This window comes from Laspinema sp. D2d (assembly GCF_025370755.1).
Taxonomy (GTDB): domain Bacteria; phylum Cyanobacteriota; class Cyanobacteriia; order Cyanobacteriales; family Laspinemataceae; genus Laspinema.
In genome coordinates, this window is the sequence record NZ_JAMXFC010000018.1 from 13,547 (window position 1) to 39,112 (window position 25,566).

The window sequence follows — 25,566 nt, forward strand, 5'->3', positions numbered from 1 at the left end:
GGCGATCGCCTCGTCGATTTCTCCTTGGTTGGCTTTGATACCAGCCAGTTGGTGCAATGTCGCCGCTTTCCCTTGCAGGTTGCCGATGCGTTCCTTGAGTTCCATCGATGCGGTGTAAAGGGCGATCGCCTCGTCGATTTCTCCTTGGTTGGCTTTGAGGGTTGCTAAATTATGAACAATAGAGGCTTTTTCTCGTTCATCCTCTAAAGGACAAAGGTCTAAAGCCTGTTGATAGTGTGCTGTAGCCTTTTTTACTTCCCCGAGTTGTTGTTCAGAACGACCAAGGTTATGAAATATCCGATAATCTTCAACAACCTCTAAGGTGTCTTTGCACATTTTCACCGCTTCTTTAAATCGGCTTTGATTGTTCCATCTACTGGTTAAGGTGTTGCCAATTTTTGCGGCAACCTCTCCCGCTTTTCCAACCAAAGCTAATCGATGAATTTCTATCAGTTGTTCCTCGGTTAAATTTTCTGATTCTTCCCACCAGATTGGATAGAGTATCTCTGTGGCTTGACGGTGCAAGGGTTCATCTTCTTCTGGTACTGGCAGGGGCAGCAGGCGAGGCACTCGTAGCAACTCGCCATCTGCGGGAGTGGATTGGATGGATTCTAGCAATCCCAGGGAAATGGCGCGAGTAATGTGGGTCTCTAGGTTGCGAATTTTGCTGCAAATTTCTGTGAATGCAGCCCTAGGGACTGGTATCTGAAACACTAACCCCAAGCGCAGCATTTCCCGCAAGTCTAGTTGCTGCTGATTCAGCAATTCTTGGGCTAAAATAGGGGCGCGGAATTTGGTTTCTTTTTCCTGCATTTTGGTGGTAATTTCAGAAATTGCCACTGATCCCGTTAGCAAGATTTGATTCAACCATTCCAACAAGCGCGGGTTGCCATCTGCGGCGTTTTTCGCCTCTTCTTGCAACTTAGGATCTACCTCAGAATCTGCTTGAAAGGATGCAAGACGCTGGCACTTTTTGCGTAAATCTGCGCCGCGCAATGCTGCCAACGATTCCCGATACAGGCGGCGATTCAGGGTGGGGTCAGGGAGGGTTAAATCGTAGCGACAGGTAATGATAACGCGATGAGGACCCCGGGACTGGGCGATCGCATCCAGCAAACCCTCCACCACCTCCACCACTTGCGGTTTTAACACGGGTTTCCCATCTGCCCTCAGTTCCATGTTTTCCTCGAAATCATCCAATACAAACATCAACTGCTGCTTCTGGGAATTGCAACTTACTTTCAAAAATTCGGTCAGGCGCTGCCGCAAAGGGAGATTCCCTTGCAAAATTTCCAACCCTGTCTGATTGGTACATTGCCGAGACAGTTTATTAATTAACTGCGTCTCATCCAACTCCCGATAGATAAAGATAGGTTCATACTCGGGCATCCGTTCCAGCAAGCGCGCCGCTACCGTACTTTTTCCCACACCCCCAATGCCATGAATCACGACACCGAGACACTTACCCCCTTTCAGCGCCCCTAAATAGCGCTGGAGGTAGCGCCGACGTCCCACAAATTCCTCCCGAGTCGCCACTCGCACCTCGTAGGTGTGGGGGTCGAGGAACTGTTCCTGGGGCAGTTGTGGCGGTTGCCAATGATAATCCCCTAGGGGTTCCACCAAGGCACCGGGACAGTCACCGCGCACATACAACCGCAGCAAATGCCAATCTTCCAGTTTTTCTTTTAACAAGTAGTGGTAGGTACTGCCTAACCCTTGACTGAGGGAATATCCCTCCGCTAACTTCTGATATAAATGGGCGGCAGCAGCAGTCGCCGTGGTTTCTAGCACAGGCAAACCCCAACCCAATACCGCCCGCGCCCCTTGGTGAATCAGGGTTTCGGCCATTGACAGTACCGCGCCCTCATTCCCTGCCTGTCCCGTGCGACATCCCGATAGAAAGATTAACTGGGGCCAGCGATGGCGAAACACCTCAGCAAGTTCCGGCGCAAAAGCATCATGGCGATCGCCGGTTTCCGTCTCAGTGATGAAATATGGATGATAGGGTTCCTGTCGCTGAATGTCCCCATGTCCCGTGAGGTGAAAAATATCGAAGGGTTGGGGATATCGCGCCCATAACTTGCCCAACTCTGCCACGCATCCGCTTTCCTCGACGCGCACCTGCACTGCCCTTTCCTGCGTCTGCGCCAAAATTCTCGCTTCCTCTGCCTCAAAGTCGAGCACAGGTTCCACCGCTTCCGGGGAGGTTGCCATAAATAACACCTGCAAGGGTCGCGCTTCCAGGGTTGGAGGTGGCGGGGTCTTCCCTTCAATCCAGCGCACTGGCACCACCACCGGGTTCACCCCCTCCACTAAAAAACTCGTGCCGTCATGGAGTAATTCCCAAGGCAAATGCGCCAATTTTTCAGGGGTGGCAATGGCTAAAATTAATCCCCCTTGATGACACTCTGCAATAGCGCGACTCAACCACCGCCCGTCCCCATCCAACCAGCAAAACAATTTCTGACCCATTTCCTTTAATCTGGGGCGTCCGAGGTAATAATTGCGCTTGGCTTCCTTGACTAAATCGGCGATTTGTGCTATATTTAGCACCTGCGATTCATAAGTTTTTTGCGGTTCCACCCAATAGCGCAACTCGACACAATCGGGTTGAACGTCTTTAAGCTGAATGCGAAGGGTTTGCATGATGGGGGAAACCTGGATTGAGATTGCTGCAAGGGAATAGAAAAGATGGGGTTAATGCCTTCCCCTGGGATTAACGGAGGGATTGGAGAATCTGGACAATTTCCTCGACTGTCGCATCTTCCAAGAGGACTCGCTTTCCCTCTTCCCCTTCCAGGAGTACATCAAAATTGCCGGGACGTTTTTGCTTTGCTTCTTGATACCACTGGCGAATCTGTTCGGCAATGGTGACGGTTCCGCCCACAATAGTAATAATAGAGGCGACTGTTGTCAGCAAGTCAGTTTTTTTCGCGTCCCTTTCCTCCAACACTTTCCCGGATAGTCCCGGAAGTGTGAGTAATTCCTGCGCTGCCGATTCGGAGTCTTCGCCATCAATCGTTATCCTAATCGCTGCCATTGGTGCAACTCTCAATCACGCCACAACCATTGTACGCGATTCACTCCCAAGCACACTAACCCTGGAATCCAGCATCACCCATCCCCCTCGGTTATTCTACCTCTCAGGACTCCCGTTAGCCGCTACATCTGGGTTGACAGTCCCAGAAATTCGGCCCAGAATTGCCAAGAATTTATACTCATTTCCCTCACTCAGCTTTATCATAACTTTGCACAAATTGTCCAAAAGTTAGTCCCATTTTTATAAAACTTGTCTATACTAGAAGTAGATAGAGAAGAAAAGCGGATTCTTTATCGGGGATCAACGCAAACCGAGGGTTACTACGATGCAAACACTACGGGAATCTCCGGAAACAAGTTATGGTATTAGTTTTGCTTTAGAAAAGATTGACTCGATTGTGCTGGATGTATTTAAGCCATTCTTTAACAATTTACCCCTAGACCCTTATATCAAAGGCAACTACAGATTACGCCGCTTGTCGCGGTTTAAACTGAGGGAAAATGAGTTAATTCACCTGCCTCATGGATACTTGTACCAGAGTAAAGATTACAATCCGGTGGTGGGGGGTGTCAAGCGGCAGTTTGCGGAATTGGATGAGGGACTAATTGCACTATATGAGTTTAAGAAACTGGTGCAAGAAGTGAGTCATTACTGCAAGTTAAAACCAGGGGTGGAAATCGGGGTGCATCAAATCCGCACTACCTGTTCCCCGAAAAACTATGGAAACCCTGCGCCGGAAGGGATTCATCAAGATGGTGCGGATTTTGTGGCAATTTTCTCTTGCGATCGCCAGAATATCCAAGGGGGAGGCACTCATCTGTATATGGCACGTCGGGAAAAACCCGTGTTTACTAAGGTACTCTATCCCGGTGAATTATTACTCGTCAACGATCGCGATTTCTTCCACTTCACCACCCCGATTAAACCCCTAGAAGCAGGGGTAGGAACTCGGGATGTATTTGTTCTCACTTCCCCCAGTTTACTGGTTGATTTTGAAGCGTAAACAAACGATAATGTAGGGGCGATTCGCGAATCGCCTCTACATTAATGCGCTTTAGACTTCATCGGGATGGGTTCCTGCTGGGTTGAGGGTTGAAAATTTTGCAGTCTACCAAATAGGGAGAGTTAAACGCTGTCATTTCTCCCGCTTGTTTCCCAGGAATTGGAAATAATCGCGCTGACAGGGGTTTATCTAATTTTATCGCTAAACTGGCAACATCAAGTAAAATTGCCTCAATCTGTTCAACGGAGATATTTCCCGGTAGGGGAACGGTATCTAATCCACAACCACAAACCGAAGAATACAACAATAAATCCGTTAAATTGTAAGTTCCTTCACTGGCGCGTTTTGCCAGTCCCACATCTTCACAAACGGGCAACATTAAGCCCGAATATCCACATAATTTCACAGGGATTTTTTTAATCACCCGAGTGATTAGGGCGGAAATCGCAAGGGTTCCAGAATATCCAAATTTACCTAATCCTAATTTTTCATAAGCATAGGCGATACTATTGGTTTTGTCCAGGGAGGGGGCGAGGGATGCGTCTATTCCCTGATAGGAAATTTGAAATTCATGGGCGAGTTTCGAGGCTATTTTCTCTAGTTTGATGAAATGTTCTGTATAAAGTTCAGTTAAATTGGTTTCTGCTTCGATTAGAGTCCGAGATTTAGTAAACGCTTCGGTCAGTAAATCGGCACATTCTAATCCAATGGAAAAAGCTGACTCACCTTGATGGTAGGATGCCGGAAAAAAAGGAATTCCCGGGGGACAATTTGCCGTAGCGCAAAAGCGAAAATTTCCAAATCCATTTACAGTTTCGGTAGAAATGCGGTGAATGGTTTGCGCGGAAGCTTGAAGACTTTCCAAATTAATGCCTTCTTGGAGATTGCCTATGGTACTCGAACAAAAAATCTTTTCTGTTCTTTTGAGAATAGCCGGAATGACTGAAATGAGTTCGGGAGTTTTTGCATATCCGATATTAAAAAAATCTAAATTTAAGGCTTGACAAATCTCTTCTAGTCTCTGTAAATTATCAAGAATTTCAAACAGGGTGTATCCGGGTAAATACTGCTCAAAGGATTGGGTAGAAATGCGGGTGGTTTGGACTTTATAGCCTTGATTTTCTAATTCCTGTTGCGCTTGGAAGTTAAATTGCGCCGCTTGTTGAATGAGGGCGCTATCCGTAGGAGATGCTAAGGAAATCCCGGTAGTGATGGTTCTAATTTTCATAACCCTGTGATGGTTTAGTGTAAATTTCCAGAAGAGGCGATCGCCGGAGTAATTGCAGACATCCCCTTGTCATCGCTGCCACTTCCTCCAGTTTCTTTATTGAGGATTTTCACCACCTGATTGTAAATCGCTTCAGCTTGTTCAGGAGAATTGCCAATGCTAGTTAATCCCAGTTTGCCAAATTCCGAAAGACATCCCATTAAATGAAACAAGGTTCCGGTTTCAGTACAGCTATCAAAATGCAGTTGATGATAGGCGATAATATCCATTAAATCATTAGGTAACAATCCTCGATAACGGTCTTTTTGGAGATTATCGGTGGCAAAGTAATATTTAGGGCGTCCGGTTTGGCTATAAAATAATCCAGTAGATAAATTATACCGACCATTGGTTAACAGCTTGAGTTCCATGAAAGGATGAGTTGTGCCACCTTTGCGGAGGTTAATTTCGATCGCATACAAATCCCAGACTGTATGATTGCTCTCCTGACGCGGAATTGCCAAAAAGTCTACGCTAAACCGTTCTAATGCGCCTTTAGCGGCTAAATTTCGCCCCACGCGCATTCCCAGTTCCTGCGCTTGCAGTCGATATCCTTCATCAGCGGGAAACTGACAACCGAGGAAAATTTGCTGATCGCTACCGCCAAGAATTTGGTCATGAGTGGAGAGGATTTCTACCTCACCATTGGGGAGAATTCTGCCTTGCACACTGGGCGATCGCTTGTTTTCTCCTTCGATATACGCTTCCACAATTGCGCCTAATTCGGGAATACGACTGGAAAAATTAGTCCAGGTTTCTCCCTCCGCTTGAAAGTTCATAGTTTCAAAGCGATCGCAAATTGTCCCCACCCGCTTTTCTGGTGCAATTTCATACAGGGATTGCGCCTCTAAAATTGCATTTCCTTTCCCAGAAAATCCCTCATTCAGTTTGATAGCAATCCGCTTTAAATTCGGTTCTTTCGCTAATAAGTCTGCCGTAGCAACTGCCAACTCTTGAACCGTCCAAAGCGATAAACTCCCCGGAGGATGGGGAATATTACATTCGCCGAAGATTTGGCGAGAACCGCTTTTGGTTCCCCATTCTAATAACTCGGGATTTAATGCCAATAAAGGAATATCTAACTGAACCGAAAGGTCCCGTTCACTGGCGGTAGAATTAAAACAAATCATGTAAGATTTATCTCGCCGCAAAACCTGGCGGATGCGCTCAATTAGACGAGGACGTTCTAAAATCTTTTCGGTTAAAGGTTTCGGAGAGGCATCATAGGTGGAAAACAGCAAGAGGCGATCGCGAGCGTGAGAAAAGGGAATTCCGGGCAATAATTGTAGATAATATTCCACAATCGTGGGATGTAGGGGTTGGGATGTGACATAAATTAGGCGAGTGCGAGGGTTTCGCAACCGAATCAGAGAATAGAGATTCCGTTCCTCATAGTGATGTACCCCGTGAATTTTCAACAGTTCCCGGCGATCGAGAGACAGGGAAGGAACCACTAAAATATCATTATCCCCGCGATCAAACTCATCGATGCTTTGCCAGCGATCGCGCAATTGACTTTGCAATTCTCGAAATCGCTCAATGCGATCGCCTTCCAATTCCGTTTGAACACCCATCCACTCAACCCCTACTTGCGATTTATTCTGTAATTTTAGCCTGATTGCTCCCGCTACCCATTCCCCTAGGGTGAGATTTGAGCGGAGATTCTGGAATACCCGTGCAGACTCCATCCTCGACGGGTCAAGAATAGAGTATCAGAGTCCAAAAATTTTCGCGCCGGGAAATGCCTCTCCTTCTACCACAGGGGGAACTAAAAATACACCTCCTGCACGCACAGTAATAAACCGTTCCATTCCTGGCAATTGCTCCTTGTCCCCACCGCCAAAATTCACCCCGCCTAACCAAGTCGGTTGTGTCAACATCCGTAAGAGTCGCTCGGGAGTATCCTGAAAACTCACAAAGTTTAAACCAGCGCGAAACCCAGGAGTGCTATCGATCGCCTCCAAAAATTCATACCCTTGCCGGAACACCCGCAGGGAATTACGCGACCCCACATCTTCCGCCTTATTTTGATTGGCGCGATGACTGTGACTCGCATTTAAAGGCGACTCCAAGGGCACCCGAGGTAACTCGCGATACGCTGTATTTTCCGGGGATGTGACTTCTCGGGTTCCCGCAAAGGGACAACCCGTTTGGACAACTGGATTGCCATCATTATCAATTGTTTCTAGGGGACATCCCGAGAGTTTATCTCGTCCGATGATGAGTTCTTGTTGCTGGCGACTGAGTTTGCGCCAAACCGTTAAATCCACCGGCAACCGCAAAAAGGCGAGATAAGTTCCGCCGACTGTCCATTTATCCTCCTCTGAGGTTTGGTCTTCTTTAATGGCGATCGCCTGAATCCGTTCTGAACTTTTCATGTTAGAAATTCCATCATGAAAATCAATCCAACTGCGCTCATCATCCCGCTGAAAACCCGTATAAAATCGGGTGATTAATAACGGAGATTCTCCCGTTTGTGGGTCAGTCAAATCCTGTAATACTTTCCAGGTTTCTACCACCGCCCGATTCACTGCTAGTTCAGTTTTAGCAATAAATTGTAAAGCAATTTCTTCCGTTGCGGGATTAAATTGCACATCATCGGCATAAGATAACCCCGAACCCAAAAGTAACGGACCACCACCCGTAGGACGAGCCGAACGAAACTGATTTTTTGCCCCTAAATCCAGGGGGAGCGATCGACCCCCATCCGCCAGTTTAAAAACATTCGGTCCATATCCCACCAAAACGGTTAAATCCCCACTGGGAACCGGAGAATCCGGTAAATCCCTAACTTTGCCTTCTTTGAGGTTTTGATACATGGAGTACAGGGTTTGAAATGCCTTGCCAATTTCCGGCGCAGTTAACCCCCTGGCAGCGCGAAGAAACATGATGCCAAAACATTGATCCGGTCGAACTCCTGGCGCGTGATAGATACCTTCTTGAAGTGATGCACTCATGGTCAATCTTGGTAAAAGTAAGAGTTAAGAAAGAACGCCCATTTGCCGAGGACCGATGCGACCGATTTGGGATTGGGTATCATACTGTTGTTTTAACTGATAAATGCGATCGCAAACCCCAGCGTCTCGACAACGAATTGGTTCTGAACTTGTCCGGAGAATGACATACTCATCTTCTGCCACTGGAGTCGGTTCTCCTACCACAATAATCGGGCCAATTTCAATCTGTTGTAACACTTGAAAACCACCCGTTAAGGGTTTAATATCTGACCCAACTTCCACCACAATATCATCTAAAAATGCTTCATCGGTATCACTCGGGCCAAATTCCAGGCGTTGATACATATCTTTTTCCCCTCGACTGAAGCGAATCCACTCCTGGGGAACAGCTTCGTCTTGATATCTGAAGACCGGATGATTAAAGGATAAAATATACATTCCCAAAGGATTGTCAAATGCCACCGTCTGACCATTCATCGCGGCTCCCTGCGCCCCCATTGCGGCGGCTGGGTCTGCATGACGACAGGCCAACCCTTCTACATTGTATTGCCGGAAAATTTGTTCTCGAATGGCAGATTTTAGCCCAGTTTCAGTGCGAACAACGTAGGGCGCGGCTCCAAACATCACTATGTATAATAAATCATCCAGGCCATTAATCGGATGAGTCATAAACAGCGCATTGTCTTGATTTAATGCCCCAGTCGGTTGCTCTGGAACCCCCGCCGCGACTAACTCTGCGTTATTCCCATGACCCGCAACCAGTCGAGAAAAGGCAATTTCTCGCTGACGTGGAGTGAGTAGAGAGGGGTTGCTCACCCCGTAAAGTGATTCCCAACTGGGGAGAAATCCCAGCACATTCTCCACCATTGCCCGCACCGCAACGGGGTCGAATTTAGCAATACAAGCCCAGTATTCTCGCAGTTCAGTAGTGACTTCGACTCGTTTCGGGCGCATTTTTCCCGTTGCATCCGGCTTCTCAATGATTCGATATTCACAGTATTCATTGTGCAGAATATGCCGCCCTCGAACGCCCCAATCGCACAATTGTTTAGCGGTGGGTTCATCCAGACAGAATGCCGGTTCAGCAGGGTCTCCAAACCATTTAATCGGGGCGCGGACGGGATTTTTGAGAGAGCTGGGGTCGAGGGTGAAAAAGCGATTTTTCCAGTTACCTAGGCGATCGTAAGCCGATTGAATCGTTTGATTCCACTGTTCGACAAGATCACGACTGATGATGGGGTCGGCGCGGCCCGGAACGTCATATACCATGATAGATTATACTCCTGATATTAGGGTAGAGAACGAAAAGAAAAACGACAGACCCGATCGCAGATCAGGCCATCAGTCCATCGTGCAACAGGACTGCACCAGTCCCGATAAATTTCAGATTCTTTAAAGAAAGTGACGTTAACCTCGGACCGCTTGGACTAAAGACTGACAAGCTTTGAAAAATATGCTAACATCCATGCCTAACCCAATATACTGCACTCCGACATCAATCCATTGTTTCGCACTTTCCGGAGTAGTTGTAAAGCTTCCGACTGCCTTGCCTGCATCGCGAATGGTGGTGACAGCACGTTTCATCAAGTCGATAACGCGGGGGTCCTCCACTTGACCGGGAATTCCCAGGGATTGGGAGAGGTCATAAGGACCGAGAAAAATCACGTCAATGTGGGGAACAGTGACAATTTCGGCTAAGTTTTGGATGCCGGTTTGACCTTCGACATGAACGATTACCAGGGATTCAGCATTGAGGCGATCGGTAATATTCGTCCCAGCAGAAGTGTAAGCACCAGCGCGGGTGCCAAAGGACAGACCTCGGGTCCCGATGGGGTTATATTTGGCGCTCTGAATCACCGTCGCCGCATCCCCTTGGGTTTCTATTTGGGGGACCTGGACCCCAGCGCTCCCAATATCAAGAGCGCGTTGAATTTGAGAAGCATCGTTTTTAGAAACCCGAACGATGGGGGCCAGTCCCACCGAATCCGCTGCGCGGCAGAGGTCTTCGGCAGCGAGGATATGTAAAGGGCCATGTTCTAGGTCGATTACGGCAAAGTCAAATCCGGCATGACCACAAATTTCGATAAAAGCGGGATAGGGACAGTTGATAAAAGGACCGAGAACGGTTTCACCTTGTTGGAGTTTCCGTTTGAGTAGATTTTCGCGCATATTGTCGGGGTTGGCGGTGGGATTTTATCCTCAAATTTTAACGGAAGCAGGGTGGAGAGACTTAGGGGGTACAAAAAGAAATCGCACCCGCTGTAACAGGGGTGCGATCGCCTTATTTGCCTTATTTATCGATTACTGGATTCTGCTGTTTCCAGTTCGGAGTGACCTTACATCAGCAGTAAGCTCTCTTGGGTAATCTCAACTTGAGAGAACACCGTTAGGGAGTATTCCGCACTAAAGGTAATCGTAGAAATAATCTGTCCGGATTCCATCGTGGAAGAAGAAATCCCTAAATCGTCCGTAGTGTTGGCGGCATCAAACAAATCAGAGAGATTTGTAATCCCGAAGGCAGCACCCGCCAACTTGATGACGTCACCTTCTTCCGCATTGAAGTCCAAAATCACGTCTTGCTTTTTGCCTTTCTTGCGGGCAGTTTTCTCGGTGTCTTCGCCCTCTTCCATATCATCCAGGAGAGCATCGCCATCTAAGATGAAGACATCGGCACCGACACCACCGATCAGGGTATCTTTACCAGACCCACCGTAGAGGGTATCATCACCTTCGCCGCCACTGAGGAAGTCTTTACCGTTGCCACCCATGAGAAGATCATTACCGACCCCACCGATCAGGGTGTCTTTGCCATTGCCACCTTCTAGGTAGTTATCCCCGGCAACACCACAGAGGAAGTCGTTGCCATTGTCACCCATTAAGCTATCGTCACCCTTACCGCCAATCAAGGTATCTTTGCCGTTGCCGCCTTGTAGGGAGTTATTGCCACCCATCAGCATATCGTCAGCATTGTCACCTTCGAGGTCATCCTCGACAACTACATCTTCTTCGGTAACAGCATCTTCTTCACTTTCAGTAATTGCTACCTCACCTTCCGTAACTTCACCATCAACAACTGTTGAATCGTCGGCAAGTGCGGCATCTTCTTCAGTGACTTCACCTTCGACAACTGTTGTATCGTCGGCAAGTGCTGCATCACCTTCAGCAACTGTTGTATCGTCGGCAAGTGTTGCATCATCGGCAAGTGCTGCATCACCTTCAGTGACTTCACCTTCGGCAAGTGTTGCATCATCGGCAAGTGCTGCATCACCTTCAGTGACTTCACCTTCAGCAAGTGTTGCATCACCTTCGGTAACTTCACCTTCAGGGACTTCACCTTCAGGGACTTCACTTTCAGAGACGGGTGGCATCAAGTCTTCCCCGTTCATCATTGCTTCAAACACTTCCAGGTCAGCAATCAGGAGGTCATTTCCGTTGCCACCCAAGATGGAGTCGTTGCCTGTACCGCCAATCAAGGTGTCGTGTTGGTTGTTCCCTTCGATGAAGTTATCCCCAGCGATACCGAAGATCATGTCTTTGCGGTTACCACCGATGAGGGAATCGTTGCCTTCACCTCCGATGAGAACGTCGATGCGTTTTTCCGCTGTGAGGGTCACACCGCCATCACCGTCGGCAACTAAAACGTTCTTGCCGTTGACGTTGATCGTATCCACACTGGGAATTTCGATTTCGAGGTCCTCACAACTGGGGAGAGACTCTAGGGTCGTATCCGGTGCAAGGGTGATGAGTCCTTCAAATTGACCCACTTCGATGTAATGTTCAAAAGCACTGGTGTATTCTTTCCCTTCACCGATAAGTGCTTGAGTTTCTTCATCGAGTAGGGAGAGATAGAATTCGACGTTGAATTCAGAGGTAGCAATTAAACCGCTGGAGAGTCCGACTTCAGAGAAGTGAGCGAAGGCGCTGCTATATTCACCGGAGGCGATCGCCTGAGCGACACCGGGCTGAGTGAGATAGAACTCTTCGTCAAAGAACTCGCAGGATACTTGTCCTTCAAAGAATCCCACCTCGACGAAGTAGGCAAAGGCACTGCTGTATTCCCCAGATTCAACGAGTTTCGCGACTTCTGGATAGTTCTCCAGATAGAAATCTTCTTCAAACAGCGCACTACCCACTAGACCCTCAGTGAGTCCAACTTCTACAAAGTGAGCGAAAGCACTGGTGTATTCACCCGACTCAATGAGTGCGGCGACTTCTGGGTACTGCTCCAGATAGAAGGCTTCGTTAAAGAAGGGACTTGGGCTGTTTCCTGCGGTTTCGCCAACTTCTAGGAAGTGGTCTAAGGCACTGCTGTATTCACCAGAGGCAATCAGGTTAGCGACATTAGTATAAGTCGCCAGATAGAACTCTTCGTTAAAGAGTTTGGTAACTTTGGTGACTTTTTCAATGCTGGTCACCTCGACTGTGCCCACATCGCTGATTTCCACGCCTTCAATACTGATGCTGGGAGCGGTAGTAATCGAAATATCGCTCGCGGTGAGTGCGGAGGTAGACCAGACGTTAACTGCACCTTTTCCTTCCAGTTTCAGAACAGTCAGGAACTTGGTAGTTACGCTTCCATCTTCAGCGGTTTGTTCTACTTCGCTGACTTGTGCGGCACTTAAAAGCTGTTCCGCAGTTAGAGTGCCTCCGACGACTTCGATTTTGTCGCCTTCTTCGGCATTGAAGTCGAGAATGGTCGTGCGGTGTTTCGGTTTTTGTCCACTCACATCGAGGATAAAGGTATCAGTGCCTTCACCACCGGCGAGGGTATCGGATTTGCCACCGCTAGTATAGAGGTAGTCATCGCCACTGCCACCGATGAGCAAGCTCTTACCTTTGCCGCCTGCAATTAGGGTATCGTTACCTTCGCTGCCACAGAGGGTATCTTTTTTGTCGCTACCAATGAGCAGATCATCACCTTCGCCACCGATCAGCAAGTTTTTGTTTTTGTTGCCGATTAGGGTGTCATCGCCATCGCCACCGACGAGGGTATCATGGTTCTTGCTACCGAAGAGTAGGTCATTGCCTTCACCGCCAAACAGCAGCGATTTTCCTTTGCCTGCAATCAGGATATCGTCGCCAGCATCTCCAATGAGGACGTCTTTCTTTTTAATCCCCTGAAGCACGTCATTGTCTTCGGTGCCGATAATGGCATTAGTGGCATTATACTGGCTGGGGTCTAAATCACCGAGTAAGTCGGTGCATTCGGGAATGGTGATGTTGTCGGCGGAGGACAGCAGTCCTTCTTCTTTGCCGACTTTGATGTAATAGGCAAAGGCGGTGGGATATTGTTTGCCTTCGCCAATGAGAGCTTTTTCTTCTTCGGTTAGCTGCTGTAAGAAAATTTCTTCCTTGAAGGTAGCGCTGGCGGTGATGCCAATTTCGATGCCGATACTCAAAAAGTGGGTAAAGGTAATCTGGAATTTTTGCGCTTCGGTTGCACCGGCGGGAATTTCCGGCATCTCGAAGTCCGGATTTTCCGCTGCATATTCTTCTAATTGTTCTAAGTAGAACTCGGCATCAAAGTCAGGAAGAGGATTTTGGCCTTTTTCAAAGCCTTCTTGCATGAAGTATTCAAAGACGCTGGTATATTTCCCACTGACGATTAGTTGTTGAACTTCTGAATATTGCAGTAAGAAGTATTCTTCGTCAAAGAATTGGGTAGGAATATCGCCTTGAGCTTGTCCAACTTTCAGGAAGTAGTCGAGGACGCTTTCGTATTCGCCGGACTCGATCAGTTCTTTGATTTGGGGATTTTGCTCTAAGTAGAATTTCAAATCCACTAAGGGACTAAAATTCTTCTGGCTGATTTCGGCATCGAATTGTCCTTCGAGGAGGTAGTATTCGATCGCACTCTTGAATTGTTTACCTTCGCCGATGAGTTCGCGGATTTGTTCCGGCAGTTGAGCGAGGAAGAAGTCTGAGTTAAAGACGCCGGTTTTGGCGATCGCTTCGGTTTCTTCCGTCAGTGCGGGATCTTCTTCGTCCGTGGGTTCTTCGCCATCGGTGGGTTCTTGTCCGGGAATTGTTGGCGGCGTTGGCGGCAGATCGAAGACAATTGGTGAACCGTCGGTTGTTTCTTCTGGGGTTGAACCATCCTCAGTTTCTAGGTCATCATCCTCCGTCGGCATTTCGGCTTCCGGTTCTGGCATGGGGGGATTCGGCAGGAATCCGCTCAAGAATCCAAATTGGAAGAAGTGGGAAATAGCACTAGAGAATTGACCATTTTGGATGCCTTCCGCTACTTCTTGATACTGTTGTAAGTAACTTTCAATATTGAAGGATTCGCTGGGAATGCGACCTTCAAAGATGCCATGATTTAAGAAGTGGGAGAAGACGCTTTTAATCTTGCCAGTTTTTAAAGCATCAGCAACATCTTTATATTGTTCCAGGTAAAATTGACCGCTGAAAAAGCTGCTGAAGGTGCGGATTTCAAAGCGTCCATGTTGCAGCCAGTGGGTGAGTCCGCTGCTGAATTCTCCAGCTTGAACGGCTTCGTTGACATCTGGATTACTGGCTAAATATTCTTGTTCATTGTAAGCCAGGTTGGGAGAGCGATTTTCTTTGCAGCCAAACTTGAGGAAATGTTCCAGTCCACTTTGGAAATCACCCTTGGCGATCGCCTCTTTGACATCTGTATTCGTTTCTACATAGAAAGTGGCGTCAAACCCAGCGATGATTTTCCGTTCCTCTTTATATCCAAATTGGTAGGCGTGTTCTAACCCACTCTTGAATAAACCTTGTTCGACAGCTTCTTCAACATCTGGGTTTTCCGCTAAATATTCTTCTTCATCACAATAAGCGGTAACCAGTTCTTTGATTTCTGGATCGACACCAGCATCATCGTCCATTTCCATTTCTTCGCCATCATCAACGGCTTCACCCTCACCAACGGCTTCGCCATCATCAACGGTTTCGCCATCATCAAGGTCATCTTCGCCATCATCGCCGATTACATCATCACCTTCATCAGTGGTGACTTCTCCATCCTCAGCAACCTCTTCACCTTCATCAGTGGTGACTTCTCCATCTTCGGCAACATCATCCCCTTCATCGGTGGTGGGGACTTCCTCTTCTGCCACTTCTTCGACTTCAGTTTCAGTTTCGGTTTCGGCAACGGGTTCTTCTGGGGTTTCCTCGGGTTCCGGCACAACTTCAGTTAATGTCGAAGGTGCAATCCCTTCGAGTTTGCTGCTACCTTCACGATTGTCCGTTCCCACACTGGTGAGGCGTAATCCGAGACTTTGACCTAAAAACTGATCCAAAGTCAAGGTTTCAGTTTCGTGGGAAAGGGTAAAACTGGTGGTCGTAATATCGTCTTGGCCGATTCCAGAAGTGCCAATTTCTACGTTCCCCTCAAAGGATCTTGGGGTGACAGTTGCATCCTGACTAATACTTGCACTCGATCCAAAGGCGGAATTGGTAACGTTACTGCCGGAGATTTGCAGTCCGCTGAGTAAAGAATCATCGGCTAGGTTGAAGAATACCCCTCGGATGTCTGCCATCGGGGTGACATCTTGCACAGTGACGTTAATACCGGCGGCAGTTTCTTCAAGAATCAGTTTGCCACTGGCATTATCTCCAGTAAAGCTACTAACTTCGACGGTGATCGTTTTAGGTGCGGCGGTTTCTTCTGTGCTTGTGGTCGTAACCGTTGCAGTTTCTTCGGGGGTTTCTGCGGTGGTTTCTTCTACGATGGTCTCTTCAGGATTCATAGCAAATCTCCGTAAGTTAATGCAAACACTAGCTGATGCCTTTTGGGGTTTAAAGGCGGGTAACAATCCCTCAACTGATTTCTAGGTCAATGGGGGACAGTTTAAGAAAATTTGGGGTTCCCGGGTTCGGGAGTTAGCGGCGATCGCCTCTCGTCTTTATTAAGAACTATCTCTGATTTTCCGTAACAAACAAAGTTTCATTATTTTTACAAGCTCAATCGGGTTATTAGATGTAATTTAGGGCAGTGTCTCAAATTAAGATAATTGAGTTCAGCTTTGGACTAAAATCGCTCTTTACAATATTTTTACTTGATTTTGCTAGATTTAGTTTACCCTAAAAATCTGGTGCATCTCTCCGCAATTATACGGAAATTATTGTCAGATTTCGTCAAAACTTAATTCATTTAAAACCCCTGAAAACCCGTTGTTGTAAAATCCTAAAAATCATGGAAAAGCAATCAGAAAATCATTAAATTCTGACTCTAATGCCGTTGCTTTGTTTAGGCAAAATAAATTGTCTTTCGACTGAAGCAGGGCTAATTGTAAGTTTTTATAAAAGGCTTTAAAATTCAAAGAGAGCAAAGGTAGATTTCAACATGAAAAATACCCATTTCTGACGTATCCAGTGAGTGATATCATTAAAATATGGACGGAGAAAAAAAGTTCCAGGGACTGTGTTTCATTAAAATAGGGGGAGAGGCAAACTCAGGATAAAAATTTAGAATCAGGGACAGTTTGAAAAATAATTTAAAAAAATTCCGATGGATTTACAGATGGAGGTGAATATAGTCAATAGACAGAAACTCTATGTTTTCTGACCGGGACTCACCGGCATCCTGTAGTGATTAGATTTAAAAGAGTCTGCTTTTGTTCCCGGCCTGGAAACTGCGATCGCGATTCGGGGAATGGCATGGTAAATAGTGGCAAATCTGCACAATGGGACCTCTGTTCAAGGGGTCATTGGGTGGGGGACCTGTGGAGGACCAGTCGAATTCAGGATTGCAAAAAATCTGATGGCTTCGTTTGGGGAGGCGATCGCCTGAACCAACACACCAGGGACTTCCCCCAGGTTTAACCAAACTCTGGGGATTAGGATGATGGCAAAAGAAATCGCACCCCCGTTAACAGGGGTGCGATCGCTCTCTTGATTAATTCCTCTCTTGATTAATCCCTAGATATTGTTGATCCCGTCGTAGGACTGAGCTTAAATCAGGAAGAAGTTATCTTCCGTGAGTTCTACCTGAGATAAGACCTCTAGCGAATAGTTTGCACTAAAGGTAATCGTAGAAAGGATTTCTCCACTTTCTAGGTTAGTGGTAGCAATGCCGAATCCGTCTGAACCATTTTCGACAAATAACTCGGAGATATTCGTAATCCCAAATGTTGCACCGTCAATTTGGATAACGTCTCCGTCTTCGCCATTGAAGTCCAAAATCAGATCTTTTTGGGTGGCATTGTCGTCATCACCCGCTTCCGTCTCATTACCGAGGGTACTGCCATTGATGACGAAGACATCTGCACCAGATCCACCCCGGAGAGTATCGTCACCGGATCCACCCGTGAGGGTATCGTCACCGGATCCACCATTTAGGAAATTGTTACCACTGCCACCGTTCAGGATATCATTGCCGGTCCCACCAAGCAGGGTGTCATTCCCTTCTCCACCCTCTAGGGAGTTGTTGCCTGAAACTCCAAATAGGAAGTCATCGCCACTATCTCCCATCAAGGTATCGTTACCGCGACCCCCAATCAAGGTGTCGTTGCCTTCTCCACCCATGAGCATATCATTGGTAACATCATCCGTGGCATCGTCCGTAACATCATCCGCACCATCGGTGACATCATCGGTGGCATCATCAGCATCATCGGTGACATCATCAGCATCATCGGTGACATCATCAGCATCATCGGTGACATCATCAACATCATCGGTGACATCATCGGCATCATCGGTGACATCATCAACATCATCGGTGACATCATCGGCATCATCGGTGACATCATCAACATCATCGGTGGCATCATCCGCATCATCGGTGACATCACCAACATCATCGGTGGCATCATCCGCATCATCCGCATCATCGGTGGCATCATCCGCATCATCATCATTGAGTTGATCAATGAAAATAAAGCCATTTTCGTTTCTTAATTCATCAAAGACTTGGAGATCACCAATGATCAGATCGTCACCCTCTCCACCCGTGATAGAGTCACTTCCTGAACCCCCAATCAGAGAATCGTTTCCGCTGCCTCCTTCAATCAAGTTATTGCCAGCAACGCCAAAGATTAGGTCGGGGAGTTCATTTCCGGTCAGGGTATCGTTGCCATTACCACCGATGAGAATATCAATGACTGCAGTCGCTTGTAGGTTTCCTCCCTCTTCACTGTCGGAGACAAGTACATTGCTGGCGCTACGGTCAATCTCTTCTATATTGCGGATTTCGATTCCTGCATCCTCATCGGCATCCAAGTCACCGGAATCTGTATCTAAATCATCATCCTCATCGGAATCCAAGTCACCGGAATCTGTATCTAAATCATCATCCTCATCGGAATCTAAGTCACCGGAATCTGTATCTAAATCATCATCCTCATCGGAATCCAAGTCACCGGAATCCGTATCTAAATCATCATCCTCATCGGAATCCAAGTCACCGGAATCTGTATCTAAGTCACCGGAATCGCCATCTAAGTCGGGAGGTTCCGGGGGTGAAACATTGCTGACTGGTGGATTGAAAACGATGGGGGAAGTTGTAGTCGTATCGTCAGGAGTTGAAGTATCGTCAGTTTCTAGATCATCATCATCATTATCATCATCATCATCCGGCATTTCTGCTTCTGGCATGGGGGGATTCGGCATGAATCCACTGAAGAATCCCACCTGGAAGAAGTGGAAAACGGCATTGGGGAATTGACCCGCTTCGATTCCTTCAGAAACTTCTGGATATTGTTGTAAGTAGGTTTCGAGATTGAAGGATTCGCTGGGAATGCGTCCTTCAAAGATACCATGATTTAAGAAGTGCGCGAAGACGCTTTTAATCTTGCCGGTATTTAATGCTTCGGCAACATCTTCATATTGTTGTAAGTAAAATTGGGCATTGAAAACATTGCTGAAAGTCCGAATTTCAAAGCGCCCATGTTGCAGCCAATGTGCGAGTCCGCTGCTAAATTGACCTTGTTTCACCGCGTCATCGACATCGGAATTATTTTCCAGATATTCTTGTTCGTTGTAGGCGAGGTTGGGAGAGCGATTTTCCTTAATGCCAAACAGTAAGAAGTGTTGTAGTGCGCTTTGGAAATCACCGTTGGCGATCGCCTCTTTCACATCAGAATTATTTTCTTCATAGAATCGCGGATCGAATCCCGCAATGACGTTCCGATTCTCTTTGTATCCGAAGATGTAGGCGTGTTCTAATCCACTCTTAAATAACCCTTGTTTGACGGCATCGGCAACATCCTGGTTCTGGGCCAAATACTCAGCTTCATCACAATAGGCCATAACCAGTTCTTTGATTTGGGGATCGACGCTTGCATCGTCATCCATATCATCATCTAAGTCACCGGAATTCACATCCAAGTCACCGGAATTCATGTCCAAATCATCGGCATTATCATCCCCAAGGATGTCATCGGCATTCTCTTCGCCTGTGGTAGTCGTAGAGATTTCCCCGTCTACGTCCTCTGCATCATCATCCAAGTCACCGGAATTCATTTCCAAATCATCGGCATTCTCTTCGCCTGTGGTAGTCGTAGAGATTTCGCCGTCTACGTCATCTGCATCATCATCTAAGTCACCGGAATTCATGTCCAAATCATCGGCATTATCATCCCCAATGATGTCATCGGCACTCTCTTCGCCTGTGGTAGTCGTAGAAATTTCGCCGTCTACGTCATCTGCATCATCATCTAAGTCACCGGAATTCATGTCCAAATCATCGGCATTATCATCCCCAATGATGTCATCGGCACTCTCTTCGCCTGTGGTAGTCGTAGAGATTTCGCCGTCTACGTTATCTGCATCATCATCTAAGTCACCGGAATTCACATCCAAGTCATCGGATTGGACATCATCGGTTACAGCGGTGGTAGAGATTTCGCCGTCTACGTCATCTGGATCATCATCTAAGTCACCGGAATTCACATCCAAGTCATCGGATTGGACATCATCGGTTACAGCGGTGGTAGAGATTTCGCCGTCTACGTCATCTGCATCATCATCAGGAGTACCCGAGTCCATATCTACATCATCGGATTCGACATCTGTTACAGCAGTGGTGGTGAAGATATTGCTGTCATCAAATTCATCATCCAAGTCACTAGAATCAGCCTCAATAGTCGGATCAATTACCATTGTGTTTTCTTCTAGCATTGTTTCTTCAGGATTCATTGCAAAACTCCTTGTTTGGTGCAACAGTGTGGCAATTTAAGGGATAGATTTAGTCGGGTGTTCCCGGTTTCGGGAATCCGTTGCGATCGCACTCGGGATATCGGCACGGTTCGCAGAGGTAGAGTGGAAAAGCGGTTACCTGCTCTTGATTTTCCGTCGTAAAATCAATCACTCTTGAATTCATTCTTAACTTTATCAAACTCGTTTTAATCTATCTAAAGGCTGATTCACTTCAAATTAATTATCAATAAATTTCATGGAAAAGCAACTCCAAATTTGCTTGAAGTTGCAAGATGAATTAAAATAAAATCCGAGAAACCTTGAAGAAGTTAATCTGGATTGTTTTGTTTTTACTTGAAGTGTTTAGGCTTAAATTATTTCATTTAAAATTCAATTGTCTCAATTTTTCAAACTGCTAAACCGTAGAAAACTTTAATTGGAATTTGCCCTACATTTCAATAGAGCAAGAGAGTTTGCTTTGTAAAAATAGGGACTGATGTAACTTGAAGAATCAAGCATGATGGCCTAACGGGTTTTTCAACACAAAACAAAAAATACGGATTCTTTAATGGAGGCGGCGAAGGTAGAGGGTAGGCGGAAACTCTATGTTCTGACAACCGTAACTACATTGCAGCACCTCATAAGCAGATTGAAAAAAATCGGGTTTTGTTCCCGGTGATACGAAGAAGATTATCTACAAATTTCAGTGATTCGATGAAAAGAGGATGAATGCCTTGACCCTATGGGGGTTTGAGTGGGGTTGGGGCTTCAGTCCCTGGGGACGCCTGGTCCCCAACCAGAGAACTTGGGACTGGAGGAAAAAGTGTCCCAATCGGGGGGTAGCTTTGGGGTTAAAAACTAGGATTTTTGATGCAATTTAGGCCAATTCGTCACAAATGGGAGTCCCAAACCCGGTTTCTTATCTCTGGGATTTCAAAGGGGGCCTCCTAGGACCTTTATAGGTTGGATGTATCCGTTGAAAAATCGCCCTGAGTGCAACAATAAAGGAGTAAGCCAGATGGATCCTTGATTAGCACTGAGGGGAGGAAGGGGAGAAAAAGTTGGAAAATGAGGAATGGATTTGGGGATGTGATGGGAGGCGATATGGGAAAGGATAGAGCTTTGGACCCTCGCCTTGGCTTCAGGATGAGCTTAGAATCGGTAAGAGTGGGAAGCGTGTTAGAGGTGAGGAGTAATCATGACGTTGGCAGAACAACTGGCGCAAGAGTGGCGATCGCGTCTATCCCAGGATTGTCCAGATCATCCAGTTAGCACCCACGAGAGTATCGTGCAATGGCTGTTAGGGGAGGATCTGGATCGGTTTGAAGTCCTGACGCCAGAAAAGCTAGAAATCGTCCGTTCAGCGATGGACTATCGCTATCGGATTTTGCTGAGGGTCTTGGGGGTGCCGACGGAACGAGCTTATACGAATTTAGTCCGGCGGTTGTCTTCGTTGGTGTTGTTGCGCAATAAGATTAAAACCTGGGTGGCGCTGAGTCGCGATCGCCAGCGGACGGTAGTGGATGTGGTCCAGGAAGTGGTCCAGGAACTGTGCGAACGCGATCGCTATATGCAGCAGCAAATTGCTTGGATTGGTAAATCAACCCAAACCTCGCGGGTCAGAAATGCGCTGTTGTTGGCAACCATTGAAGAATATTGCTTGCGTCCAGTTCGGAATCAACCCTTACTCGCCTATCGGTTTTTCAACTATTTGCGCAGGTCCCAGCGTGGGGGATTAACTCAGGTGCCAGAGGCGGAATTAATTCGCCTAGTTTCTGATGAAATTGGTTCGGATGAGTCAGACAGTTCAATTAGTTTGTTGGATGCTCAGGCGATCGCCAACGCGCAAGATACACTTGCCTGGGAAGAACAACAACTTTTAAGACAAACGGTTCAGCAGGAGTTTGCTGACTATTTGGCAAAAAATGTGGATCCAACGGCAGCGGATTGGTTGCGATTATATCTTCAAGGTTGCTCCCAAGATGCGATCGCCAAGGGTCTCAATTTACCCGTTAAGCAAGTCTATCGCTTGCGGGAAAAAGTTAGCTACCATGCCATTCGAGTCTTTTCCCTGAAAATTGAACCGGAGTTAGTCGCTAACTGGTTACAAATTAGCTTACGAGACCACGGCTTTGGTCTAACCTCGACGCAGTGGGAACAATTTTATGCAACCCTTACCCCAGAGCATCAACAGCTTCTCAACCAACTCAAACAGGGACAATCTTTAGAGGCGATCGCCCAGAACCAAGGGGTCAAACTTTCTCAAGTGATAGGAGAATGGACCCAGCTTTATCTAGCGGCTCAATCCCTCCGAAATAGCCGTTCTGAACCCGATGGCTGATTAAAAATTGTTAACTTTTTCAGGGAAAAGTGGTACTTTAAAAGAAGAATATTAAATCAACTTCCCCCTACCCTAACTGCTGTCCCTTGGTTTCTGGTGCATTGAATTAGAGTTGAAAAACCAAATGGGCGGGACAGCCTTCTCCCCTCGTTGTTCAACTTTCGCAAATCGTTATCCCTAATTCCTCCGACTGGCGTGACTGTTGACCCCGGTTAATCACCACAGCGGAATCACTGGAATTTAGGTAAGAACTGGGTGCATCTCAATCCGTTGAAAAGTTGCCAATTGTACTCAAAATTTGACACAGGGTACGATTCTTGGCTCCCTTGTTTGGAAGTGCTCAGTCCGGCATTGTATCGGACTTGACTTGTCGGGTCATCCAGCCGGAAAATAGGAATAACCCACCAGCATTTCTTCAACTTGGATAGTCAGGAGTGGGACCTACCCTGACAACCTTGGGTCATTGGTGTCACTATTGTTGGTTTTCTTTCTCTGAATAACACAGCACCGAGTTCTTTCACCAATGCAAACCAAAACCGTCACTAACTGGGCAGCACAAATGGATTCCGAGCAAATCTTCCAGCTAATTGACAACCTGTTGCCTTTTGAAGCCTGCCTGTATCATGAGGTCTTACCGTTGTCCATTAAAGGGAGCCGTCTCCACCTGGGTATGGTCGATCCCGAAGATTCTGCTGCCTTGGAATATGTCCGCCGAATTCTGGGGTATATGCGGTGTTCTCTAGTATCAGAAAAGATTTCTGCGGAAGTTCACCGATCGATGCTCAGTGCTTACTTAAACTATATGCACACGGGGAAAAAAAAGGCATCGGCTGCGCCTCCAACCCCGGGAAGTCACCTTCCCGCCCCGCCCCTGCCTCCTTTGCCGAATCCCGCCCATATTTCCTCGGTGGCTGTGCATTCTAGGAACGATTTACTCCCGCCGCTCCCCCATTCCGCTACTAGCGATCGCACCAGCTTACCCGCACCTCACTCAGCACCCCTGTTACCCGGTACAGGGGTGCCGGTGTTACAAGTGAGTGTCTCCCATCCTCACAGTCCCTTGGATGAACTTGCCAATTTACCCCCCAAGGAGCTTTTACAAGAGTTATTGGGGCGAATTTTAGAAGGGGGTATCGGTCGGCTTTATTTTGAGCGCCAAGCTCAACATGGGCGAATTCTTTGGAGTCAGGATGGGGTCGTACAGTCGGTGATGGACGGGTTGGAATTGTCCCTGTTTGGGGGGGTGATGCATGAACTCAAGCTCTTGGCACACTTGCCGTTAATCCCCCTGCAAAAACCCAAACAGGTGGAAATTGAACGGCGCTATAACAAAGAAGATTTATTATTACGCTTGCGGGTCATGCCGGGAACGGATGGAGAGCGGGCGACCTTGCAAGTGTTACGGGGTGCGGCTTTAAAGTTTTACAAGCAGCAGCAGGTGGAGGATTTAAGTCGGGATGCCTTGCGATTGGCGCTGCAACTTCAGCGGAAGGTGGATGAATTGCGCGATCGCGCTAGTAAAATTCCCGATCTCGCTTTAGGTAAGTTAGATGCACTACCGGCGCTCAACCAGTTAATTCGTCAGGTAGAGGAACAGTTAGCTCAACTCAAAGCACTCGACGAGCATAAAGAGTAGTTCGGACTGATACAAATTGGGGGAGTTCCCTAGCCTAGAGTAGGAGCGGTATATTGACTGCCCCTACTCTAGGCTTGTTTTGAGAGCTGAAATCGCCCTTTATGCTAAAACAGCAGCGGGGACAGTCCAGCGACCAACGGCTTTGCCAATGACCGCTAACTCTTCTCCCATCAGGCGATCAAAGCGATCGGGGGTGAGGGATTGCGGTCCATCGGATAAGGCTTTATTCGGCGTCGGGTGGACTTCAATCATCAGTGAATCCGTTCCCGCTGCGATCGCCGCCCGTGCCATCGACGGAACTTGATCTGACCAACCCGTTCCATGACTGGGATCAATCATAATCGGCAGGTGAGTGAGCTTTCTCAAGACCGGAATCACTGATAAATCCAACGTATTGCGCGTGTACTGCCGGTCAAAAGTCCGGATTCCCCGTTCGCACAAAATCACCCGGGGATTGCCTGCGGCCAAAATATACTCTGCTGCCATCAACCACTCTTCAATCGTGGCTGACATTCCCCGTTTGAGTAAAACCGGCTTATCCTGCGCACCGACTTTCTTGAGTAGGGAGAAATTATGCATATTGCGCGCCCCAATTTGAATGATATCGGCGACTTCGCCTAACATCTCCAAATCTGAGGCATCCATCAGTTCAGTAATAATTCCCAACCCGGTGACTTCCCGCGCTTTGGCGAGTAATTCTAACGCACTTTCGCCATGTCCTTGGAACGCATAGGGCGAGGTGCGGGGTTTAAAGGCTCCCCCTCGCAAAAACTTGGCCCCCGCCGCTTTGACTCGTCGCGCCGTCTCAACGATCATATCCTCGTTTTCCACGGAACAGGGTCCGGCGACCACAACGATGGGGTGGCTTTCACCAAAGTGAACAGGTCCATTGGGGGTATCGACCACGACTTCTGAAGCTTCGCCGTGGCGGAATTCCCGACTCACGCGCTTAAAGGGTTGTTCTACCCGGAGGACTTGTTCGATCGCCGGACTCATTTCCTGGAGTTGTTGCAGATCCAAATCTGCTGTGTCTCCAACCAGTCCAATCACGACTTTATAGCGACCGACAATTTTCTCGGGGCTTAGACCCCAATTTTCGGTCAGTTCTGCACTGAGGCGGTCAATTTCGGCTTCGGGTGTGCCGACCTTCATTACAATGATCATGGTATGTTACGGGGCTTATTTGCTTTTGTACAGACTATTTAACTGCTCTCGTC

General features: G+C 47.4%; 14 protein-coding genes. 3 read left to right on the forward strand and 11 right to left on the reverse strand.

Translation table 11 applies throughout. The annotated features are described in order from the left end of the window. Both NG796_RS13610 and NG796_RS13615 read right to left on the reverse strand, forming a co-directional pair. Positions 1-2,646, reverse strand: a 2,646-nt coding sequence (locus NG796_RS13610; protein ID WP_261207372.1) for a CHAT domain-containing protein, incomplete at its 3' end; no start/stop codon positions are given. A 70-nt stretch (positions 2,647-2,716) separates the two neighbouring features. After that, the gene (locus NG796_RS13615; RefSeq protein ID WP_261207373.1) at positions 2,717-3,040 is read right to left on the reverse strand and encodes a hypothetical protein; all 324 of its coding nucleotides are present in this window, start codon (positions 3,038-3,040) and stop codon (positions 2,717-2,719) included. A gap of 325 nt (positions 3,041-3,365) precedes the next feature. On the opposite strand from NG796_RS13615, the gene NG796_RS13620 reads away from it, so the two are divergent. Then, positions 3,366-4,043 (forward strand): 2OG-Fe dioxygenase family protein, encoded by a 678-nt coding sequence (locus tag NG796_RS13620; RefSeq protein WP_261207374.1) that lies wholly within the window; start codon positions 3,366-3,368, stop codon positions 4,041-4,043. A 58-nt stretch (positions 4,044-4,101) separates the two neighbouring features. Here the strand turns inward: NG796_RS13620 and NG796_RS13625 are convergent, their stop codons facing one another. The 8 genes from NG796_RS13625 to NG796_RS13660 all read right to left on the reverse strand — a co-directional run bounded on the left by NG796_RS13625 (position 4,102) and on the right by NG796_RS13660 (position 20,556). Beyond that, complete coding sequence (locus NG796_RS13625) at positions 4,102-5,271, reverse strand: DUF711 family protein (RefSeq protein WP_261207375.1); 1,170 nt, start codon at positions 5,269-5,271, stop codon at positions 4,102-4,104. Positions 5,272-5,285: 14 nt separating this feature from the next. Next, entirely contained in the window at positions 5,286-6,884 is a 1,599-nt protein-coding gene (locus tag NG796_RS13630; protein WP_261207377.1) for a peptide ligase PGM1-related protein, read from the reverse strand. A 138-nt stretch (positions 6,885-7,022) separates the two neighbouring features. Next, on the reverse strand, positions 7,023-8,267 hold the full coding sequence (locus NG796_RS13635) for a Dyp-type peroxidase (RefSeq protein ID WP_261207379.1): 1,245 nt from the start codon (positions 8,265-8,267) through the stop codon (positions 7,023-7,025). A 24-nt stretch (positions 8,268-8,291) separates the two neighbouring features. Then, the gene (locus NG796_RS13640; RefSeq protein ID WP_261207380.1) at positions 8,292-9,536 is read right to left on the reverse strand and encodes a hypothetical protein; all 1,245 of its coding nucleotides are present in this window, start codon (positions 9,534-9,536) and stop codon (positions 8,292-8,294) included. A 138-nt stretch (positions 9,537-9,674) separates the two neighbouring features. Then, entirely contained in the window at positions 9,675-10,436 is a 762-nt protein-coding gene (locus NG796_RS13645) for an HpcH/HpaI aldolase family protein (RefSeq protein WP_261207381.1), read from the reverse strand. Positions 10,437-10,603: 167 nt separating this feature from the next. After that, positions 10,604-15,982: a calcium-binding protein gene (locus NG796_RS13650; protein WP_261207382.1), complete on the reverse strand. Its 5,379-nt coding sequence runs from the start codon at positions 15,980-15,982 to the stop codon at positions 10,604-10,606. A 1,204-nt stretch (positions 15,983-17,186) separates the two neighbouring features. Beyond that, on the reverse strand, positions 17,187-20,372 hold the full coding sequence (locus tag NG796_RS13655) for a calcium-binding protein (protein WP_261207383.1): 3,186 nt from the start codon (positions 20,370-20,372) through the stop codon (positions 17,187-17,189). A 49-nt stretch (positions 20,373-20,421) separates the two neighbouring features. Continuing rightward, a complete protein-coding gene (locus tag NG796_RS13660) occupies positions 20,422-20,556 on the reverse strand; it encodes a hypothetical protein (protein ID WP_261207384.1) in 135 nt (44 codons plus the stop codon). 1,014 nt (positions 20,557-21,570) lie between these two features. Between NG796_RS13660 and NG796_RS13665 the strand changes: the two genes are divergently transcribed. Both NG796_RS13665 and NG796_RS13670 read left to right on the forward strand, forming a co-directional pair. Next, positions 21,571-22,713, forward strand: a complete 1,143-nt coding sequence (locus NG796_RS13665; RefSeq protein ID WP_261207385.1) for a HetZ-related protein 2 — start codon at positions 21,571-21,573, stop codon at positions 22,711-22,713. A 523-nt stretch (positions 22,714-23,236) separates the two neighbouring features. Then, the gene (locus tag NG796_RS13670; RefSeq protein ID WP_261207386.1) at positions 23,237-24,349 is read left to right on the forward strand and encodes a hypothetical protein; all 1,113 of its coding nucleotides are present in this window, start codon (positions 23,237-23,239) and stop codon (positions 24,347-24,349) included. Between the two features lie 99 nt (positions 24,350-24,448). Here NG796_RS13670 and aroF read toward each other — a convergent pair whose 3' ends face one another. Further along, positions 24,449-25,513, reverse strand: a complete 1,065-nt coding sequence (gene aroF / locus NG796_RS13675) for a 3-deoxy-7-phosphoheptulonate synthase (RefSeq protein WP_261207387.1) — start codon at positions 25,511-25,513, stop codon at positions 24,449-24,451. Positions 25,514-25,566 lie beyond the last annotated feature (53 nt).

Excerpts from the sequence above, each read along its gene's own strand:
- NG796_RS13635 (WP_261207379.1), bottom strand. The coding sequence starts at position 8,267 with ATGAGTGCATCACTTCAAGAAGGTATCTATCACGCGCCAGGAGTTCGA.
- NG796_RS13655 (WP_261207383.1), bottom strand. The coding sequence starts at position 20,372 with ATGAATCCTGAAGAAACAATGCTAGAAGAAAACACAATGGTAATTGAT.
- NG796_RS13620 (WP_261207374.1), top strand. The coding sequence starts at position 3,366 with ATGCAAACACTACGGGAATCTCCGGAAACAAGTTATGGTATTAGTTTT.
- NG796_RS13615 (WP_261207373.1), bottom strand. The coding sequence starts at position 3,040 with ATGGCAGCGATTAGGATAACGATTGATGGCGAAGACTCCGAATCGGCA.
- NG796_RS13660 (WP_261207384.1), bottom strand. The coding sequence starts at position 20,556 with ATGAATTCAAGAGTGATTGATTTTACGACGGAAAATCAAGAGCAGGTA.
- NG796_RS13630 (WP_261207377.1), bottom strand. The coding sequence starts at position 6,884 with ATGGGTGTTCAAACGGAATTGGAAGGCGATCGCATTGAGCGATTTCGA.
- NG796_RS13670 (WP_261207386.1), top strand. The coding sequence starts at position 23,237 with ATGCAAACCAAAACCGTCACTAACTGGGCAGCACAAATGGATTCCGAG.
- NG796_RS13645 (WP_261207381.1), bottom strand. The coding sequence starts at position 10,436 with ATGCGCGAAAATCTACTCAAACGGAAACTCCAACAAGGTGAAACCGTT.
- NG796_RS13650 (WP_261207382.1), bottom strand. The coding sequence starts at position 15,982 with ATGAATCCTGAAGAGACCATCGTAGAAGAAACCACCGCAGAAACCCCC.
- NG796_RS13640 (WP_261207380.1), bottom strand. The coding sequence starts at position 9,536 with ATGGTATATGACGTTCCGGGCCGCGCCGACCCCATCATCAGTCGTGAT.
- NG796_RS13625 (WP_261207375.1), bottom strand. The coding sequence starts at position 5,271 with ATGAAAATTAGAACCATCACTACCGGGATTTCCTTAGCATCTCCTACG.
- aroF (WP_261207387.1), bottom strand. The coding sequence starts at position 25,513 with ATGATCATTGTAATGAAGGTCGGCACACCCGAAGCCGAAATTGACCGC.
- NG796_RS13665 (WP_261207385.1), top strand. The coding sequence starts at position 21,571 with ATGACGTTGGCAGAACAACTGGCGCAAGAGTGGCGATCGCGTCTATCC.